The sequence below is a fragment of the Methylophaga sp. UBA1464 genome (assembly GCF_002325665.1).
Classification (GTDB): Bacteria; Pseudomonadota; Gammaproteobacteria; order Nitrosococcales; family Methylophagaceae; genus Methylophaga.
In genome coordinates this window covers 22,539-38,405 of record NZ_DCSO01000011.1, presented here as the reverse complement: position 1 = coordinate 38,405, position 15,867 = coordinate 22,539, and the positions used below count along the sequence as shown (strand labels likewise).

Annotated in this window: 15 protein-coding genes and 2 pseudogenes; 16 read left to right on the top strand and 1 reads right to left on the bottom strand. The window is 45.9% G+C overall.

Annotation, left to right across the window (positions count from 1 at the left end):
- From B3O33_RS00965 to B3O33_RS00890, 16 genes and pseudogenes are all read left to right on the top strand, one after another.
- Nucleotides 1-123: pseudogene (locus B3O33_RS00965) on the top strand (30S ribosomal protein S6--L-glutamate ligase); the annotation flags it as partial.
- Nucleotides 123-1,178 carry a succinylglutamate desuccinylase/aspartoacylase family protein gene (locus B3O33_RS00960; protein ID WP_292359126.1) on the top strand — a complete coding sequence of 352 codons (1,056 nt, stop codon included), beginning with the start codon at nucleotides 123-125 and terminating at the stop codon, nucleotides 1,176-1,178. The pseudogene B3O33_RS00965 and the gene B3O33_RS00960, both read left to right, overlap by 1 nt.
- A 109-nt stretch (nucleotides 1,179-1,287) precedes the next feature.
- Nucleotides 1,288-3,237, top strand: coding sequence for a biosynthetic arginine decarboxylase (speA, locus tag B3O33_RS00955; protein ID WP_292359128.1), 1,950 nt, complete (start codon nucleotides 1,288-1,290; stop codon nucleotides 3,235-3,237).
- A gap of 24 nt (nucleotides 3,238-3,261) precedes the next feature.
- Nucleotides 3,262-4,461, top strand: a complete 1,200-nt coding sequence (locus tag B3O33_RS00950) for a saccharopine dehydrogenase family protein (RefSeq protein WP_292359130.1) — start codon at nucleotides 3,262-3,264, stop codon at nucleotides 4,459-4,461.
- 356 nt (nucleotides 4,462-4,817) lie between these two features.
- Nucleotides 4,818-5,984 (top strand): carboxynorspermidine decarboxylase, encoded by a 1,167-nt coding sequence (gene nspC, locus B3O33_RS00945; RefSeq protein WP_292359132.1) that lies wholly within the window; start codon nucleotides 4,818-4,820, stop codon nucleotides 5,982-5,984.
- On the top strand, nucleotides 5,981-6,865 hold the full coding sequence (gene speB, locus B3O33_RS00940) for an agmatinase (RefSeq protein WP_292359133.1): 885 nt from the start codon (nucleotides 5,981-5,983) through the stop codon (nucleotides 6,863-6,865). The genes nspC and speB overlap by 4 nt, the downstream gene beginning before the upstream one ends.
- Before the next feature lie 285 nt (nucleotides 6,866-7,150).
- Nucleotides 7,151-7,558, top strand: a complete 408-nt coding sequence (locus tag B3O33_RS00935) for a ketosteroid isomerase-related protein (RefSeq protein ID WP_292359135.1) — start codon at nucleotides 7,151-7,153, stop codon at nucleotides 7,556-7,558.
- A gap of 84 nt (nucleotides 7,559-7,642) precedes the next feature.
- Complete coding sequence (locus tag B3O33_RS00930) at nucleotides 7,643-8,230, top strand: GNAT family N-acetyltransferase (RefSeq protein ID WP_292359137.1); 588 nt, start codon at nucleotides 7,643-7,645, stop codon at nucleotides 8,228-8,230.
- A gap of 136 nt (nucleotides 8,231-8,366) precedes the next feature.
- Nucleotides 8,367-9,242 (top strand): carbon-nitrogen hydrolase family protein, encoded by an 876-nt coding sequence (locus B3O33_RS00925; protein ID WP_292359138.1) that lies wholly within the window; start codon nucleotides 8,367-8,369, stop codon nucleotides 9,240-9,242.
- A 147-nt stretch (nucleotides 9,243-9,389) separates the two neighbouring features.
- Entirely contained in the window at nucleotides 9,390-10,472 is a 1,083-nt protein-coding gene (gene apbC, locus B3O33_RS00920) for an iron-sulfur cluster carrier protein ApbC (protein WP_292359140.1), read from the top strand.
- A 41-nt stretch (nucleotides 10,473-10,513) separates the two neighbouring features.
- Complete coding sequence (dcd, locus tag B3O33_RS00915; protein ID WP_292359142.1) at nucleotides 10,514-11,080, top strand: dCTP deaminase; 567 nt, start codon at nucleotides 10,514-10,516, stop codon at nucleotides 11,078-11,080.
- Between the two features lie 8 nt (nucleotides 11,081-11,088).
- Nucleotides 11,089-12,126, top strand: coding sequence for a WD40 repeat domain-containing protein (locus B3O33_RS00910; protein WP_292359143.1), 1,038 nt, complete (start codon nucleotides 11,089-11,091; stop codon nucleotides 12,124-12,126).
- A 3-nt stretch (nucleotides 12,127-12,129) separates the two neighbouring features.
- Nucleotides 12,130-12,447, top strand: coding sequence for an NGG1p interacting factor NIF3 (locus B3O33_RS00905; protein WP_292359145.1), 318 nt, complete (start codon nucleotides 12,130-12,132; stop codon nucleotides 12,445-12,447).
- A gap of 4 nt (nucleotides 12,448-12,451) precedes the next feature.
- Nucleotides 12,452-15,103: an aminopeptidase N gene (gene pepN / locus B3O33_RS00900; protein ID WP_292359147.1), complete on the top strand. Its 2,652-nt coding sequence runs from the start codon at nucleotides 12,452-12,454 to the stop codon at nucleotides 15,101-15,103.
- A complete protein-coding gene (locus tag B3O33_RS00895) occupies nucleotides 15,103-15,540 on the top strand; it encodes an HIT family protein (protein WP_292359148.1) in 438 nt (145 codons plus the stop codon). Before pepN ends, B3O33_RS00895 begins: the two co-directional genes overlap by 1 nt.
- Before the next feature lie 25 nt (nucleotides 15,541-15,565).
- Nucleotides 15,566-15,745, top strand: a complete 180-nt coding sequence (locus B3O33_RS00890; protein ID WP_292359151.1) for a DUF2835 family protein — start codon at nucleotides 15,566-15,568, stop codon at nucleotides 15,743-15,745.
- A gap of 20 nt (nucleotides 15,746-15,765) precedes the next feature.
- On the opposite strand, the pseudogene B3O33_RS16060 reads toward B3O33_RS00890, so the two are convergent.
- A pseudogene (locus B3O33_RS16060) lies at nucleotides 15,766-15,867 on the bottom strand (RDD family protein); the annotation flags it as partial.

Below are 15,867 nucleotides of genomic sequence, written 5' to 3'. Positions count from 1 at the left end.
AACTCCTCGCCGGGCCTGGAAGGTATTGAAACAGCGACCGGTAAAGATATTGCCAGTTTGATTATTGATTTTATTGAAAAAAACTCGGTTTCCGGAACCACTAAAACCAAAGGCCGTGGTTGATGGCTGATGCATTGATCATTGCCGGGCAACAGATCATGCCCGGACAAAACAAAGTGGTCGATGTACCGCTGCCAGATTTGTATATGCATACCTCTTTGAGTATGCCGGTTCAGGTAATGTGTGGTCGTCGTGAGGGCCCTGTTCTATTTGTATCCGGTGCGGTGCATGGTGATGAAATTGTTGGTGTGGAAATTATTCGTCGGCTGGTGCGAAGCAAACGTCTTAAAGGGCTTAAAGGCACGTTGATCACTATTCCGGTGGTGAATGTTTACGGCTTTATTAATCAAACACGTTACTTACCTGATCGCCGGGATTTAAACCGTTGCTTTCCTGGGTCTGAGGAAGGTTCATTAGCGGCACGTTTAGCCAACCTGTTTATGAGCGAAGTGGTGAATAAATGTACCCATGGTGTGGACTTGCATACTGCAGCCATCCATCGGGACAATCTGCCACAGATCCGTGCGGCTTTGGATAACCCTGTGGTGGAGGAAATGGCAAGGGCATTTAATGCACCGGTTATTTTGAATTCGGGATTGATTGAAGGTTCATTACGCCATGCCTGTCAGCAGGTCAATGTGCCGGTTATCGTGTATGAAGCGGGTGAAGCTTTGCGCTTTAATGAACTGGCGATTCGTGCCGGAGTCAGAGGTGTGTTGGCGGTGATGCGCAAATTGGGTATGTTGACCGAATCCCGTACAAAACAGGCAAAACCTGTCGATCCGTTTGTCGCGCGATCCAGTAGTTGGGTGAGGGCGCCGCAAAGTGGTATTTTCAGGATGCTGGTGCCCATGGGGGCGCAAGTGACAAAAGGCGATATTCTGGGCATGGTTGCTGCGCCCTATGGCGATGAGAAATCCGAAACCAAAGTGGTCGCTATCTGCAGCGGTGTGATCATTGGCAGAACCAATATTCCGCTGGTGAATGAGGGCGAAGCCTTGTTTCATATTGCGCGATTTAACCGTCCTGATGAAGTTGCGGATAGTGTTGAAGCTTTCAATACAAACCTGCATCCATCAACGGATACCAGCGCTCCTGAAGAGCAGCCGATTATCTGAGTCTGCGATTCGCATCCTTAAGTAGTGATGCTGTCATAATATTTTTGCAATTTATCCATAAAATAGTGACAATCCCGCGATTTAACTGAAGCCAAAGGGGGTCATACTGATGACACAAACCCATGCCAATCTTGATACAAACTCACCTGACGTCGCCTCTGATGAATGGAGTGCGCAACATAGCAGTAAGCTTTATGGTGTACGTGATTGGGGTGCGGATTATTTTGATATTTCCGCCGATGGCAATGCGGTTGTCAGTTTGCAATTTGGTGAAAAGACTATCCATGTTCCGTTGATTGATATTGTTAACGGAATGAAAGAGCGCGGTCTGGATATGCCCGCTGTATTACGCATCGAGAACCTGTTGGATCTGCGCATTACTCAGTTAAACGAAGCCTTTGCCCGGGCCATCAAAACCGCAGGTTATAAAAATCACTATCGTGGCGTATTTCCGATCAAGGTGAATCAGCAATGTCACGTTATTGAGGAAATTGCCGATTACGGTCGTCGATATCATCATGGTCTGGAAGCGGGCAGTAAGGCTGAGTTAATCATTGCTATTTCTCAGCTACGTGACCACGACAGTCTGATTATCTGCAATGGCTATAAAGACGAAGAATTTATTGAATTAGGACTGTATGCCCGCCAGATGGGCATTCCCTGCTTTTTTGTATTGGAAACCGCCACCGAACTATCCACCATTTTAGAACGCAGCAAAGCATTGGGTATCGATCCATTAATTGGCTTACGCATACGTTTGGCCTCTACTGTGGAAGGTCATTGGAATGGCGATAGTGGAGATCGTTCGATATTCGGTTTATCTACCAGTGCGCTACTCGAAGTGATTGATCAGCTTAAACAGGCTGATATGCTGCATTGCCTGCAATTACTGCACAGCCATTTAGGTTCGCAAATTCCCAATATCCGTAATATTCGTAGTGGTGTGATGGAAGCCTGTCGTTTTTATACCGGTTTAATCGAAGAAGGCGCACCGATGGGATATATGGACCTTGGCGGTGGTTTGGCGGTCGACTACGAAGGTGCACGTTCGAATAGCACGCACAGCATGAACTATGGTCTGGACGAATATTGCTACAACATTATTGAAACGTTACAGGAATGCCTGGATCCCCTTGATATAGAGCATCCTGTGGTTATCACCGAGTCAGGCCGGGCTTTGATCGCGTATTCTTCCATGCTGTTATTTAATGTATTGGAAGTACGTGATCATAAACCCGGAACGATTCCGGAAGTCGCTCCCGCTGATAGCCCGGACATGCTGGTGAATCTCTATGCCGTGCTGGGCAATGTAAAACTGCAGAACCTGCAGGAGTGCTACAACGATGCCATTTATTATCGTGATGAATTACGTGAGTTATTCCATCACGGTCAGGCCACTTTACGTGAACGTGCTTTAGCTGAGAATGTTTCATTAGCCATTCTGGAAAAAATCTCGGAACTACTGCCTCAGGCACGCCGGGTTTCTGCGGAGTTGGAAAGCCTGCCGGAATTATTGTCCGATATTTATTACGGTAATTTCAGTCTGTTTCAATCATTACCGGATATCTGGGCAATCGATCAGATTTTCCCCATCATGCCAATTCATCGTTTGAATGAAAGACCGACTCGTGCCGCGGTCATTGCCGATATGACATGCGACTGTGATGGTAAAATTGATTCGTTTTCCTACGAAGAGGGTATTCGTAAAACGCTGCCATTACATCCACTCAAGGAAGGTGAGGAATATTATCTGAGCGTATTTCTGGTAGGCGCCTATCAGGAAACCCTCGGTGATTTACATAACCTGTTTGGTGATACCAACGTGGTCAGCGTGCATATCAACGAAGATGGCAGCTTTGATTTTGTCCGTGAGTTCCATGGTGACAGCATTGCCGATGTGCTCAGCTACGTGGAATACGATCCAAAAGTGATGCAGGAACAGTTCCGTAAGCTGGCAGAACAAGCTGTGCGGGATGGCAAGATTTCAGTACCAATGCGTCAACAAATGTTACGTGCCTTCAGCGATAGCATGAATGGCTACACCTTCTTTGAAAGATAACTGCAGATTTATAAGGATTCAGCAATGTCAAAAGTGATCATTATTGGCGCCGGTGGTGTTGGCGGCGTCGTTACCCATAAATGTGCTCAATTACCGGAAATTTTTTCAGAGATTATTCTGGCCAGCCGTAATGAAGACAAATGCAAAGCTATCGCTGCTCAGCTGGATAGATCCATCCGTACTGCCAAGGTCGATGCCGACAATGTGCCTGAGCTGACCGCTTTACTGGAAAAGGAAAAACCGGATCTGGTGATCAATGTAGCGTTACCTTATCAGGACTTGCATATCATGGATGCCTGTCTGAACGCTGGTGTCGATTATCTGGATACAGCTAACTACGAACCTTTAGATACCGCCAAGTTTGAATACAGCTGGCAGTGGGCTTATCGTGAAAAATTCGAAAATGCCGGTTTGATGGCTTTGCTGGGCAGCGGCTTTGATCCGGGTGCCACCAATGTCTTTACCGCGTATCTGGCCAAACATTATTTCGATGAAATTCACGAGCTGGATATTATCGACGTGAATGGTGGTGATCACGGTTATCCGTTTGCCACTAACTTCAATCCGGAAATCAATATCCGTGAAGTCACTGCAGAGTGCCGTCACTGGGAAAATGGTGAGTTTGTTACCACCCCGGCCATGTCGAAAAAAGCCAGTTTTACCTGCCCGGAAGATGTCGGCAGCTACAATATTTACCGGATGTACCACGAAGAACTGGAATCACTGGTCGTAAACTTCCCGACGTTAAAACGTGCTCAGTTCTGGATGAGCTTTGGTGACAGTTATCTGAAACATCTGGAAGTGCTGGGTAATGTTGGTATGACTGGCATTGAGCCAATTGACTATAACGGTCAGCAGATTGTGCCGATTCAGTTCCTCAAAGCATTGTTACCTGACCCTTCAACACTTGGCCCACGTACCAAAGGTAAAACCTGTATCGGTTGTGTGGTGAAAGGCGTTAAGGATGGTAAACAGAAAATTGTTTATCTCTACCAAATCAAAGACCATCAGGATTGCTACGCTGAAGTTCAGTCGCAGGCGATTTCCTATACCACCGGTGTACCAGCCATGATTGGTGCCAAAATGATGCTGGAAGGCAAATGGAAGAAACCGGGTGTCTGGAACATCGAACAGTTTGATCCGGATCCGTTTATGGAAGATATGAATAAATACGGACTGCCCTGGGAAGTGATTGAACTGGATAATTTCAATCTCGACGATTGATCTTATAGATCTATAAAAAATTAACCACAGAGGCACAGAGGGCACGGAGGAAAAAAATATACATCCGCAGATTAAGCAGATGGACGCAGATTTCTAATTTTAAGAGAAATGTAGGTTGGGTTGAGCCTGCGAAACCCAACACCATCTATTCTTCTGCGTCTTGTTGGGTTTCATAAATTCAACCCAACCTACACTTTGTTAAAAAACGTAGGTAGGGTTAGCGTAGCGTAACCCGGCAAAAATAATCTGCGAGAATCTGCGTAATCTGCGGATAAAAACTCTGTGCCCTCTGTGTCTCTGTGGTTAATAAATATTAATGAAATAAATTAACTATCATTTTCAGGTATTTGAATTTAATGCAATTTACCAATTTTACCAAGCTGGATTTATCTCGATTGCCGTCTCCTTGTTTTGTGGTGGACGAAGTGGCTGTTGAGCGTAATTTACGCATTCTGAATCACGTGCAAACGGCCAGTGGTGCCAAAGTTCTGGCTGCTTTAAAAGCTTTTTCCATGTGGTCTTTAGCGCCATTGACGGCCAAATATCTGAGCGGCACTTGTGCCAGTGGTTTGCATGAAGCGCGACTGGGTTTTGAAGAATACGGTGGCGAAGTGCATGTGTTTGCAGCAGCTTTCAGCCAGCAGGATATTGATGAACTGCTGACTTTTGCTCATCACATTGTGTTTAATTCCTGCGGGCAGTGGCTGCGGTTTCGTGAACAGTGCCTGACAATGCAAAAACAACGTCCTGAATTGCATTTTGGTTTACGTATCAATCCGGAGCATTCAGAAGGTGCGGTACCGATTTACGATCCGTGTGCACCCGGTTCACGTTTAGGCATTCCGTTATCACAGCTGGATGAAACGGCTTTGGATGGCATTTCCGGCCTGCATTTTCATACTTTGTGTGAGCAGGGATTTGAACCATTGCAACGTACAGTAAAAGCCATGGAAGCCAAATTCGGTCATTTGCTGCCACAAATGCAATGGGTAAATTTTGGCGGTGGTCATCATATTACGGCGGATGGCTACAATATTGATGGTTTAATCCAATTAATTCAGAATTTTAAACAAAGGCATCAGGTCGAAGTGTATCTGGAGCCGGGAGAGGCGGTGGCAATTGGCACAGGTATTTTGAGTTGTGAAGTACTGGATATCAGCTGGAATCATCTGGATCAGGCTATTCTCGATACTTCGGCTACCTGTCATATGCCTGATACTTTGGAAATGCCTTATCGTCCAGATATTACCGGTGCAGGTTTAGCTGATGAAAAACCACATACTTATCGGCTGGGTGGATTAACCTGTCTGGCGGGTGATGTGATTGGCGATTACAGTTTTGATAAACCACTGGAAATCGGACAACGGCTGGTATTTGAAGATATGAGCCATTACACCATGGTCAAAACCACGACGTTTAATGGCACCAAATTGCCATCTTTGGCTATCTGGAATTCCGAAACCGATGATTTACGTGTAGTCAAAAGTTTTGGCTACAGTGATTTTAAAGAGCGACTGTCATGACAGCAGAATTAAACGAAGAATTTCCGATTTTCCTGGGATCTGAGATTGATCAGGCTGATCCTAAACAGGCGATGTTTCATGTTTTGCCTGTCCCCTATGAAAAATCAGTTTCCTATGGTGGCGGTACAGCGAAGGGACCCTCCACTATCTTGAATGCCTCATGGCAGCTGGAAAAATGGGATGGTAAAAGCAATCCATGTGATTTGGGCATTTACACCTGCCCGCCAGTAGACTGCAGCGTAAATTCTCAACAGGTGATTGATAATATTGCCAATGCCACTGCTGAAATCATCCGTAATGGCGGTATTCCCGTCGTGTTAGGCGGTGAACATACTGTCACCTACGGCGTCATCAAAGGCTTGAAGGATGCAGGGATTGAAGATTTCGGCATTGTTCAGATCGATGCCCATGCCGATCTGCGTCATGCCTATGAAGGCGATATTTTGAGCCATGCTTCGGTAATGAAACGTGCAGTGGATATGGGTATTCCGTTATACCAGCTGGGAATTCGTGCCTTTTGTGAAGAAGAAATGCAGGTGCGTGAAGAATTTGGCGTGTATTACCAGGATGCCGATGAACTGGTTCCCAATAATATCAACAGCATTACCTTACCTGATGATTTTCCGCAAAAAGTGTTTTTTACAGTCGATATTGACGGCATGGATCCCAGTGTATTTCCATCAACAGGCACACCGGTACCAGGCGGCCTGAGCTGGTACCAGACATTGAATCTGTTTGAATCGGTCGCCAAACAACGTGAAATTATCGGTTTTGATGTAATGGAATTCGCGCCGATTGAAGGCTTTCATGCCTATGACTTCGCCGCATCAATGCTGACTTACAAGTTGATGGGGATTACTGCTCGTAGTCGTCAAAGCTGATTTTTGAAAGTAACCACAGAGACACAGAGGGCACAGAGGTTTTTTTGAGTTATCCGCAGATTACGCAGATTTTCGCAGATTATTTTTGTCGGGTTACGCTACGCTAACCCGACCTACGATCCTGTTAAAAATTATAAATCTGCGTCCATCTGCGTAATCTGCGGATCTATTTTCTTTTATCTCCGTGCCCTCCGTGTCTCTGTGGTTAAATTAGTCGTTTCTGCTTTTCTTTGAAGCGTTTACACGTTAAAATTCGCGGTTTTTTTACTCACTGGGATCTGCAACATGAGCCAAGCTACAATCACATTGCTGCAAAACTACTACGATGCGTTCAACCGTCAGGATATGGATGCGTTTTTAAATATGCTGACTGACGATGTTATTCATGACGTCAACCAGGGTGGTCGTGAGGTTGGTAAAGAAAAATTCTCTGCATTTATGGACCGCATGAATGCCCATTACAAAGAACAAATCGTTGATATATCCATCACCACCAACGAAGCGGGTGACCGCGCTGCGGTTGAATTCACCGTATTAGGTGAATACCTGAGCACCGATGAAGGTTTACCGGAAGCTAACGGTCAGAAATACAATCTGCCAGCCGGTGCGTTTTTTGTGATTCGTGATGGCAAAGTGGCTCGTATCACCAACTACTACAACCTGGAAGACTGGGTGAAACAAGTCGTCGGTTAAACTGCAGGACAATCAGCCAGGCTGGAATGTATTTTCCAGTCTGGCTTTTTTATATGCCTTTCCATTGCACGGATTGAAATAACTATGCTGGAATTGAAACGTTTATCAGGTGAAGCCCTGAATCAATTTATTCCTGAACTGGCCAGATTGCGTATTCAGGTTTTCCGTGATTTTCCTTATCTCTATGATGGGGATCCGGATTACGAGGCTCGCTACCTGCAAACCTATATCGAAGCGCCTGACAGCGTGATTGTTTTAGCCTTTGATGGCGATAAGGTCGTCGGTGCATCGACCGGCATTCCGCTTAAATATGAAACAGATGACGTCAAAGCGCCGTTTATCAACGCGGGTATTGATGTCGATAGCGTATTTTATTGTGGTGAGTCGGTGTTGTTATCACAATATCGCGGGCAGGGTGCTGGTGTAGCGTTTTTTGATCATCGTGAACAGCATGCACGTGAACTAGGCGGTTATGAATACAGCTGTTTTTGCGGTGTTCAACGACCAGACGATCATCCGCGCCGTCCGGCAGGTTTCAGACCGCTGGATAATTTCTGGCGTAAGCGTGGTTATGAAAAACATCCTGAGCTGCACACCACCTTTAGCTGGAAAGAACTGGATGAAGCGAATGAGTCGCCCAAGCCAATGACTTTCTGGATGAAGAAACTCTAGCAAAGATCTGTTTTCTTAATATCCGTTCGCTTGTGTAGCGAAAGTAATTTTTACAAATAGTTTTTTTTGGCATTGAAATAAGGCTGAAATGCCCAATCTTTAATGTCCCGTTAACGATTTCCCGAGTTTGGTGCCAATGAGCAAAGTTAAAGTCGCTGCAGCACAGTACGATATCGGTTTTTTCAAGGACTGGTCGCAATTCACTGATAAATTGACTCAGTGGGTGGCTGAAGCCGTTGAAGAAAAGGCCAAACTGCTGGTGTTTCCGGAATATGGCAGCATGGAACTGGCTTCGTTATTTGGTGAAGCTATTTATACCGATCTCGGTAAGCAGTTACATTCGATGCAGGATGTGTATGCGGACTGGCAGGATCTGCATCATCAACTCAGCAAACAATACGATGTCATGATGCTGGCCAGTACGTTTCCGGTCCTGCAGGAAGATGGCACATTTCGTAACCGTGCGAATCTCTATGCACCGGATGGGCTGATTGGTTTTCAGGATAAGTTGATCATGACCCGCTTTGAAAATGAGCAATGGTTAATTCATCCAGGCCAACAGATTAAAGTGCTGGATACGGATGTCGGGCGTATTGGTATCAGTATTTGCTATGACATTGAATTTCCGATGATCGCCTATCAACAAGTCAATGCCGGAGCGGATTTAATTCTGGCACCAAGTTGCACCGATACCCAGGCCGGTTTTCATCGTGTACGGATTGGCTGTCAGGCACGTGCATTGGAAAATCAATGCTATGTTGTGCAGTCGCCTACGTTTGGTGAAGCTCGCTGGTCAGAAGCTGTTGATGTGAATACCGGGCGTGCCAGCATTTATACACCGGTGGATTATGGTTTTACCGATAATGGCATATTGATTGAAGGCGTGGCTGACAAGCCGGGTTGGGTCTGTGCTGATCTGGATTTGACAGAAATTGCCCGCGTTCGTGAGGAAGGTCAGGTCTTTAATTACCGGGATTGGCCTTTACAACACACATTATCCGGACCTGATTAAATTCGTTAAACACTTTAAACACCGCTGTTATAGCGGTGTTTTTCTCTGTATCAGCCAATAGCCCTGCAAGCAGTGTGGATGCAGCCAGTTTTGGCAGGGTATAAAATATTGAATCTAATTTAGCTTTGAAATATACAGGAGTCATGCATGACTAGCCCCGCGCAAATTGAGGAAATCGTCAAAAACTATCAGGATCCATCAACGCTGATAACGTTGGGCGAGACTCGTGCCACGGTTAAGGTTGTGCAGGATGACAATCAAACGCAGGTTGATGTGATTCTGGGCTACCCAGTCAAGGGTTATGCGGCTGAACTGGCCCAGAACTTAAAGCAATTAATTGAAGCTGATGGCGCAACCAATGTCAGCGTCAATATCACTACTAAAATCGTAAAGCATAAAGTACAGCAAGGCGTTCCGGCGCTGGAAAATGTCAAAAACATTATTGCCGTGGCCTCGGGTAAAGGTGGCGTAGGTAAATCTACCACTTCAGTTAATCTGGCATTGGCTCTGGCCGCTGAAGGCGCAACCGTGGGGATTTTGGATGCCGATATCTATGGCCCCAGCCAGCCACGCATGCTGGGCACTACGCAACGTCCGGAATCAGTGGATGGCAAATCGATTGAACCCATTGAAAGCTATGGCATTCAAAGTATGTCGATTGGCTTTTTAATCGATGAAGAAGAACCGATGATCTGGCGTGGTCCGATGGTGACGCAAGCCTTGCAACAAATGCTGGGCGACACTAATTGGAAATCACTGGATTATCTGGTCATTGATTTACCACCGGGTACGGGCGATATTCAGTTGACGCTGTCACAGAAAGTACCGGTCAGTGGTGCAGTTATTGTCACCACACCACAGGATATTTCCTTGCTCGATGCCCGTAAGGCATTGAAAATGTTTGAAAAGGTCAAGGTCCCGGTATTGGGTGTTATTGAAAACATGAGTACCCATATCTGCAGCCAATGCGGTCATGAAGAACATATTTTTGGTGCCGGTGGTGGACAATCAATGGCGGAACAATATGGTGTGAATATGCTGGGCAGCCTGCCATTGGATATTCATATCCGGGAAGATGCTGATAATGGGCAACCGACGGTGGTAAAAGATCCGGATGGAGATATTGCTCTGGCTTATCGAGTTATAGCCCGTCGTATTGCAGCCAACCTGGCCATGCAGGGTAAAAATTATGCAGCGGCCTTCCCGAATATAGTTATCAAGAACGACTAATCAGGCTATCATCAACATCTTTTGGGCTTTATTGACGGACTATGAGCATAAAATCAGATAAATGGATCCGCCGCATGGCAGAACAGCACGGCATGATTTCGCCGTTCGAACCGGGCCAGGTGCGTGAACGTGAAGGACAGCGCATTATTTCCTATGGCACTTCCAGCTACGGATATGATGTACGCTGTTCCACTGAGTTTAAAATCTTTACCAATATCAATTCAGCGATTGTCGACCCGAAGAATTTTGATGCCAGCAGTTTTGTGGATATCAACTCCGATGTCTGTATCATTCCGCCAAATTCATTTGCGCTGGCCCGCACCATCGAATCGTTTAAAATTCCGCGTAATGTGTTAACCATTTGTTTGGGCAAATCGACCTACGCGAGATGTGGCATTATTGTGAATGTCACGCCGTTAGAGCCTGAATGGGAAGGGCAGGTCACGCTGGAATTTTCCAACACCACGCCATTGCCAGCAAAAATCTATGCTCATGAAGGCGTTGCACAAATGCTGTTCTTCGAGTCTGATGAAATCTGTGAGACCTCCTATGCTGATCGGGCTGGTAAGTACCAGGGTCAGCAGGGTGTGACTCTGCCTAAATCCTGATTACGATTATGTCCGTGCGTAGTATCAGCAGATTCATTTTCCCGGGGCTGCTGCTATTGCTTGGCGGCTGTGAAGATCGACCACAACAGTCTTATGAGTGGCAACATAGTGATGGCAGTTACGCCGCTGTTTTTTCCGCGGATGGAAAATTTCTCTTATCGGCTGATGTAGATGCGGCTGCCAGACTCTGGGATCTGCAAACCAATCAGGTGAAGTACAGCTGGCAAAGTGAGGCTAAGGAGACAGTTCGTAGCACTTCCGTGGCTTTGGCAAAATCCAGTTCGCTCGCTGCAACGGTGGAGTTTGATACGGTTATGTTATGGAATACGGCGAATGGTATGCCGGAAAACAGACTGACCTTCCCGCTCAGAATTAAAGCGTTGGATATCTCTGCTGATGGTCGTTATTTATTACTGGCTTTGGCTGATAGCACGGCCGTTTATTTTGATATAGACGCCAATCGGGTACGTTATGTGTTTGAACATGATGGTGCCGCAGTCGATTCCCCTGTGAAGCATCCCATTAACACTGTGGCCATCTCCCCGGATGGTAAAACGGCTTTAACCGGTGGTGATGATCGTACGGCCAGGTTATGGGATCTGCAGAGCGGTGAACAGTTACAAAACTGGGTGCATAGTAATACTGTAAATCTGGTGAAGTATGATCCGCAAAGCCGATATGTATTTACTGCCGCGGATAATGGGCATGCTTATCTCTGGTCATTGGCAGATGGCCGTCTGCAATCACAATTGCGCAGTTCTGCATGGCCTAAATCAATGCCGGTTCCGGACTTTCCGGTTTTTACTACCACCACAACCGCCGTCAACTTTTCACAGGATGGCATGCTCCTGGTGACCGGTCATGCAGCAGAACGACTTTGTGTCTGGCAACTACCTCAAGGTGATAAATTACGTTGCTGGAAAGTGACCAGACAAAATCCGCTTAATCCCGGAATGGTCATACAGGCGGTGTCGTTTATTGCTAATGACAGTGCTGTATTAAGCATTGCCGGTACGGGTGAGGCGCAACAATGGCAGTGGAGGTAACACATGTACAAGCTGGTATTTTTTGTTCCGGAAACCCATAAAGAACTGGTTAAAGAAGCCATTTTTAATGCGGGTGCCGGACATTTTGACGGTTATGACTGCTGCAGCTGGGAAACACAGGGAATGGGACAGTTTCGCCCACTGGCAGGGAGTCAGCCATTTATCGGTGAAAGTGGAAAAGTTGAACAGGTAAATGAATACCGGGTTGAAACGATTTGTTCGAACGACACTATCAAAGCGGTTGTCTCAGCTTTGAAACTTGCACACCCATACGAAGAGCCTGCTTATCAGTACTGGCCAGTAAATCAAGAGGAATTTTAATTTAATGAACGCACCTGCGTCCCCAAAAACGATTCGTCTAGCGGATTATACGGTTCCATCCTACCTCGTTGACAATGTTGATCTGCAATTTGAGCTGGATGCTTCCACAACGCGCGTTATCAGCACTCTCAGTATGCGTCGTAATCCAAAAGGTCCAGGTGAGGACTGTGTGTTGAATGGTGAGCACCTTGAGCTGGTCAGTATCAAACTTGATGGCCGTTTATTAACTGCCGCTGAATTTCAACGTTCCAGTACGCAACTGATTCTGCCGCAATTACCGGAAAAATTTCAGCTGGAAATTGTGACTGAAATTCATCCAGATCAAAACACGGCTTTAGAAGGTTTATATCACTCTGGCGCGTTGGTATGCACCCAATGTGAGGCTGAGGGATTTCGGCGTATTACTTATTACCCGGATCGTCCTGATGTCATGGCGGTCTTTACGGTCACCATCACAGCCGATAAACAGCAATGGCCGATTCTGTTATCCAATGGCAATTTGCAGGAGCAGGGCGATCTGGAAGATGGACGTCATTGGGTACGCTGGCATGATCCACACCCTAAACCCTGTTATCTGTTTGCTTTGGTGGCCGGTGATTTATATATGCAACAGGATAAATTCACCACAGCAAGTGGTCGTGAAGTTACCTTGCAGATATATGTAGATAAAGAAAATCACGATAAATGTGACCATGCTTTAATGTCTTTAAAGCAATCCATGCGCTGGGATGAAGACAGCTACGGGCGTGAATACGATCTCGATGTATTCATGATTGTTGCCGTCAATGATTTCAATATGGGCGCCATGGAAAACAAAGGGTTGAATATCTTTAATGCGGCCTGTGTTCTGGCCAGCCCGAAAACAGCCACTGATAACGATTTCTATACCATTCAAAGCATTGTAGGGCATGAATATTTTCACAACTGGTCAGGTAACCGTGTGACTTGCCGTGACTGGTTTCAGTTAAGCCTGAAAGAAGGCTTTACGGTAATGCGTGATCAGTCATTCAGTGCCGATTTGAATTCTGCTGCAGTGCAACGTATTGATGATGTTGATCAGCTGCGAAGCCTGCAGTTTGCCGAAGATGCCGGCCCGATGGCCCATCCAGTGCGTCCCGATAGTTATATCGAGATCAGTAACTTTTATACCGTCACTATTTATGAAAAAGGCGCCGAAGTCGTGCGCATGATCAAAACCCTGGTTGGCGATGAAGGTTTCCGCAAGGGCACCGATTTATATTTTGACCGTCATGATGGTCAGGCAGTAACCACCGATGATTTTGTCAAAGCCATCGAAGATGCCAATCATATCGATTTAACGCAGTTCAAACGCTGGTATACCCAGGCGGGAACACCTGAAATTACGGCCACCTGTTCTTATGATGAGCGCAGCAAGATTTTTGAGCTCACCTTGTACCAGACGTGTCCTGCGACGCCGGGACAATCCGAAAAACAACCGTTTCTGATTCCGGTGGCGATGGGGTTATTGGATTCACAAGGTAATAGCCTGCCATTGCAATTGATTGATGAATCAGAGGCTTACACCTCTGATACCCGGGTATTGGAATTACGCGAAACTGAACAGAAATTTCAGTTTATCGGTGTAAAGCAAAAACCTGTTGTGTCATTACTTCGCGGCTTTTCGGCACCAGTGAAATTATCCATTGAACGAGATAATGAAGAGTTGGCGTTTCTGATGGCACATGAGAAAGACAGCTTTAACCGCTGGGATGCCGGACAAAGCCTGTTTATTCAAATCATGCTGTCCTTAATCAACGACTTCCAACAGAACAAAACCCTGAATCTGCCGGAAATTTTGCTGACACAGTGTGCTGCTGTACTGGAAGATCCTTCAGCAGATCCTGCGCTGGTTGCACGAATGCTGACCTTGCCTTCAGAAAATTATCTGGCGGCGCAAATGACAGTAGCCGATGTTGATGCAATCCATCAGGTACGTGATTTTGTAAAACGCACTTTGGCGATGCAGCTTAAAGCACAGTTTGATGCGTTATATCAGCAACATAATCTGCCAAACATACCGTATCAGTTCAATTCAGAACATATGGGACGCCGCAGTCTGAAAAATATGTGTTTGGGATATCTGATGGCAACCGGTGACCCGATGCAGACACAACGTTGTCTGAAACAGATGAAACAGGCAGACAATATGACCGACACCTTATCGGGTTTACGCTTGATGGTCGATCAGCCCGGTAGCGAACGTGAACATGCCTTACGCGCATTTTATGAACAATGGCAGCATGATCGTCAGGTGGTTGATAAATGGTTGACGGTACAGGCTTTATCCAACCTGCCTGATACCTTGATCCGCATTAAAGGTTTGATGAAACATCCTGCATTCAGTATTAAAAATCCGAATAATGTGCGGGCATTGATTGGACAGTTCTGCCGGAATAATCCAGCAGGATTTCATGCAATAGATGGTAGTGGGTATCGTTTTCTGGCTGAACAGATTTTGCTATTGGATAAGATAAATCCACAGGTTGCCTCCAGGCAATTAGGCGCATTTAATTCCTGGCGTCGTTATGATGCCAAACGCCAGCAAATGATGCGTGATGCTTTGAAAAATATTGCACAACAACAGGATCTCTCATCCGATGTCTATGAGATCGTCAATAAATATCTGGCGGATTAATGAAATTTGAATTACATCCTCAGCTAGCGGCTGACACCTTTGTGGTCGGAGATTTACCTCTTTGCCGTGTATTGTTAATGAATGATGCCAGGTATCCCTGGGTGATTCTGGTGCCACGTCGCATGGATGTCAGTGAAGTTTATGATTTATCAATGCAGGATCAGCAATTATTGTGGCAGGAGTCAGCATTAGTTGCTGAAAAACTGATGAAATTGACTCAGGCCGATAAAATGAATATTGCGGCATTGGGAAACGTGGTTCCACAGTTACATATGCATCATGTGGCTCGCTTTAAAACCGATGCAGTCTGGCCAAAACCGATTTGGGGTCAGGGCAATGCCAAGCCATACACTGACGCAGAAAAGCAAATGATGCTACGCAACATTAGTGAAATGTTCAGAGGGTTTCTCGTTAGTGGTCAAAGCCTTAACGTTTAGACTTCATGTCGATAAAGAAGAGGCAATGCGCTATTATCGAGGCGAAGCCTCTGCCGTTGTTGCTATAGCCGATTCGGGAGAGTCGTTGCAGTTTCCTGCTTTACATGTGCGTCGTTTCATTACCCAACACGGAATTCATGGCCGTTTTAGAATCCGTTTTGATGACAATCACAAACTGCTGAATCTAGAACGTATCTCCGATTGATGGCTAATCAGTTATAGAATTTATTGCTTTTTCGGGCTGTAGATAAGGTAGCTACCAGAAGCAATGTCAGGCCAGCTGAGTTTGTCCGGGCTAATCCATAGCCACCAGTATCCCAATCCTAA

Bases quoted from the DNA above. Each gene is read 5' to 3' on its own strand.
- B3O33_RS00960 (WP_292359126.1), top strand. From the start codon at position 123: ATGGCTGATGCATTGATCATTGCCGGGCAACAGATCATGCCCGGACAA.
- speA (WP_292359128.1), top strand. From the start codon at position 1,288: ATGACACAAACCCATGCCAATCTTGATACAAACTCACCTGACGTCGCC.
- B3O33_RS00950 (WP_292359130.1), top strand. From the start codon at position 3,262: ATGTCAAAAGTGATCATTATTGGCGCCGGTGGTGTTGGCGGCGTCGTT.
- nspC (WP_292359132.1), top strand. From the start codon at position 4,818: ATGCAATTTACCAATTTTACCAAGCTGGATTTATCTCGATTGCCGTCT.
- speB (WP_292359133.1), top strand. From the start codon at position 5,981: ATGACAGCAGAATTAAACGAAGAATTTCCGATTTTCCTGGGATCTGAG.
- B3O33_RS00935 (WP_292359135.1), top strand. From the start codon at position 7,151: ATGAGCCAAGCTACAATCACATTGCTGCAAAACTACTACGATGCGTTC.
- B3O33_RS00930 (WP_292359137.1), top strand. From the start codon at position 7,643: ATGCTGGAATTGAAACGTTTATCAGGTGAAGCCCTGAATCAATTTATT.
- B3O33_RS00925 (WP_292359138.1), top strand. From the start codon at position 8,367: ATGAGCAAAGTTAAAGTCGCTGCAGCACAGTACGATATCGGTTTTTTC.
- apbC (WP_292359140.1), top strand. From the start codon at position 9,390: ATGACTAGCCCCGCGCAAATTGAGGAAATCGTCAAAAACTATCAGGAT.
- dcd (WP_292359142.1), top strand. From the start codon at position 10,514: ATGAGCATAAAATCAGATAAATGGATCCGCCGCATGGCAGAACAGCAC.
- B3O33_RS00910 (WP_292359143.1), top strand. From the start codon at position 11,089: ATGTCCGTGCGTAGTATCAGCAGATTCATTTTCCCGGGGCTGCTGCTA.
- B3O33_RS00905 (WP_292359145.1), top strand. From the start codon at position 12,130: ATGTACAAGCTGGTATTTTTTGTTCCGGAAACCCATAAAGAACTGGTT.
- pepN (WP_292359147.1), top strand. From the start codon at position 12,452: ATGAACGCACCTGCGTCCCCAAAAACGATTCGTCTAGCGGATTATACG.
- B3O33_RS00895 (WP_292359148.1), top strand. From the start codon at position 15,103: ATGAAATTTGAATTACATCCTCAGCTAGCGGCTGACACCTTTGTGGTC.
- B3O33_RS00890 (WP_292359151.1), top strand. From the start codon at position 15,566: ATGCGCTATTATCGAGGCGAAGCCTCTGCCGTTGTTGCTATAGCCGAT.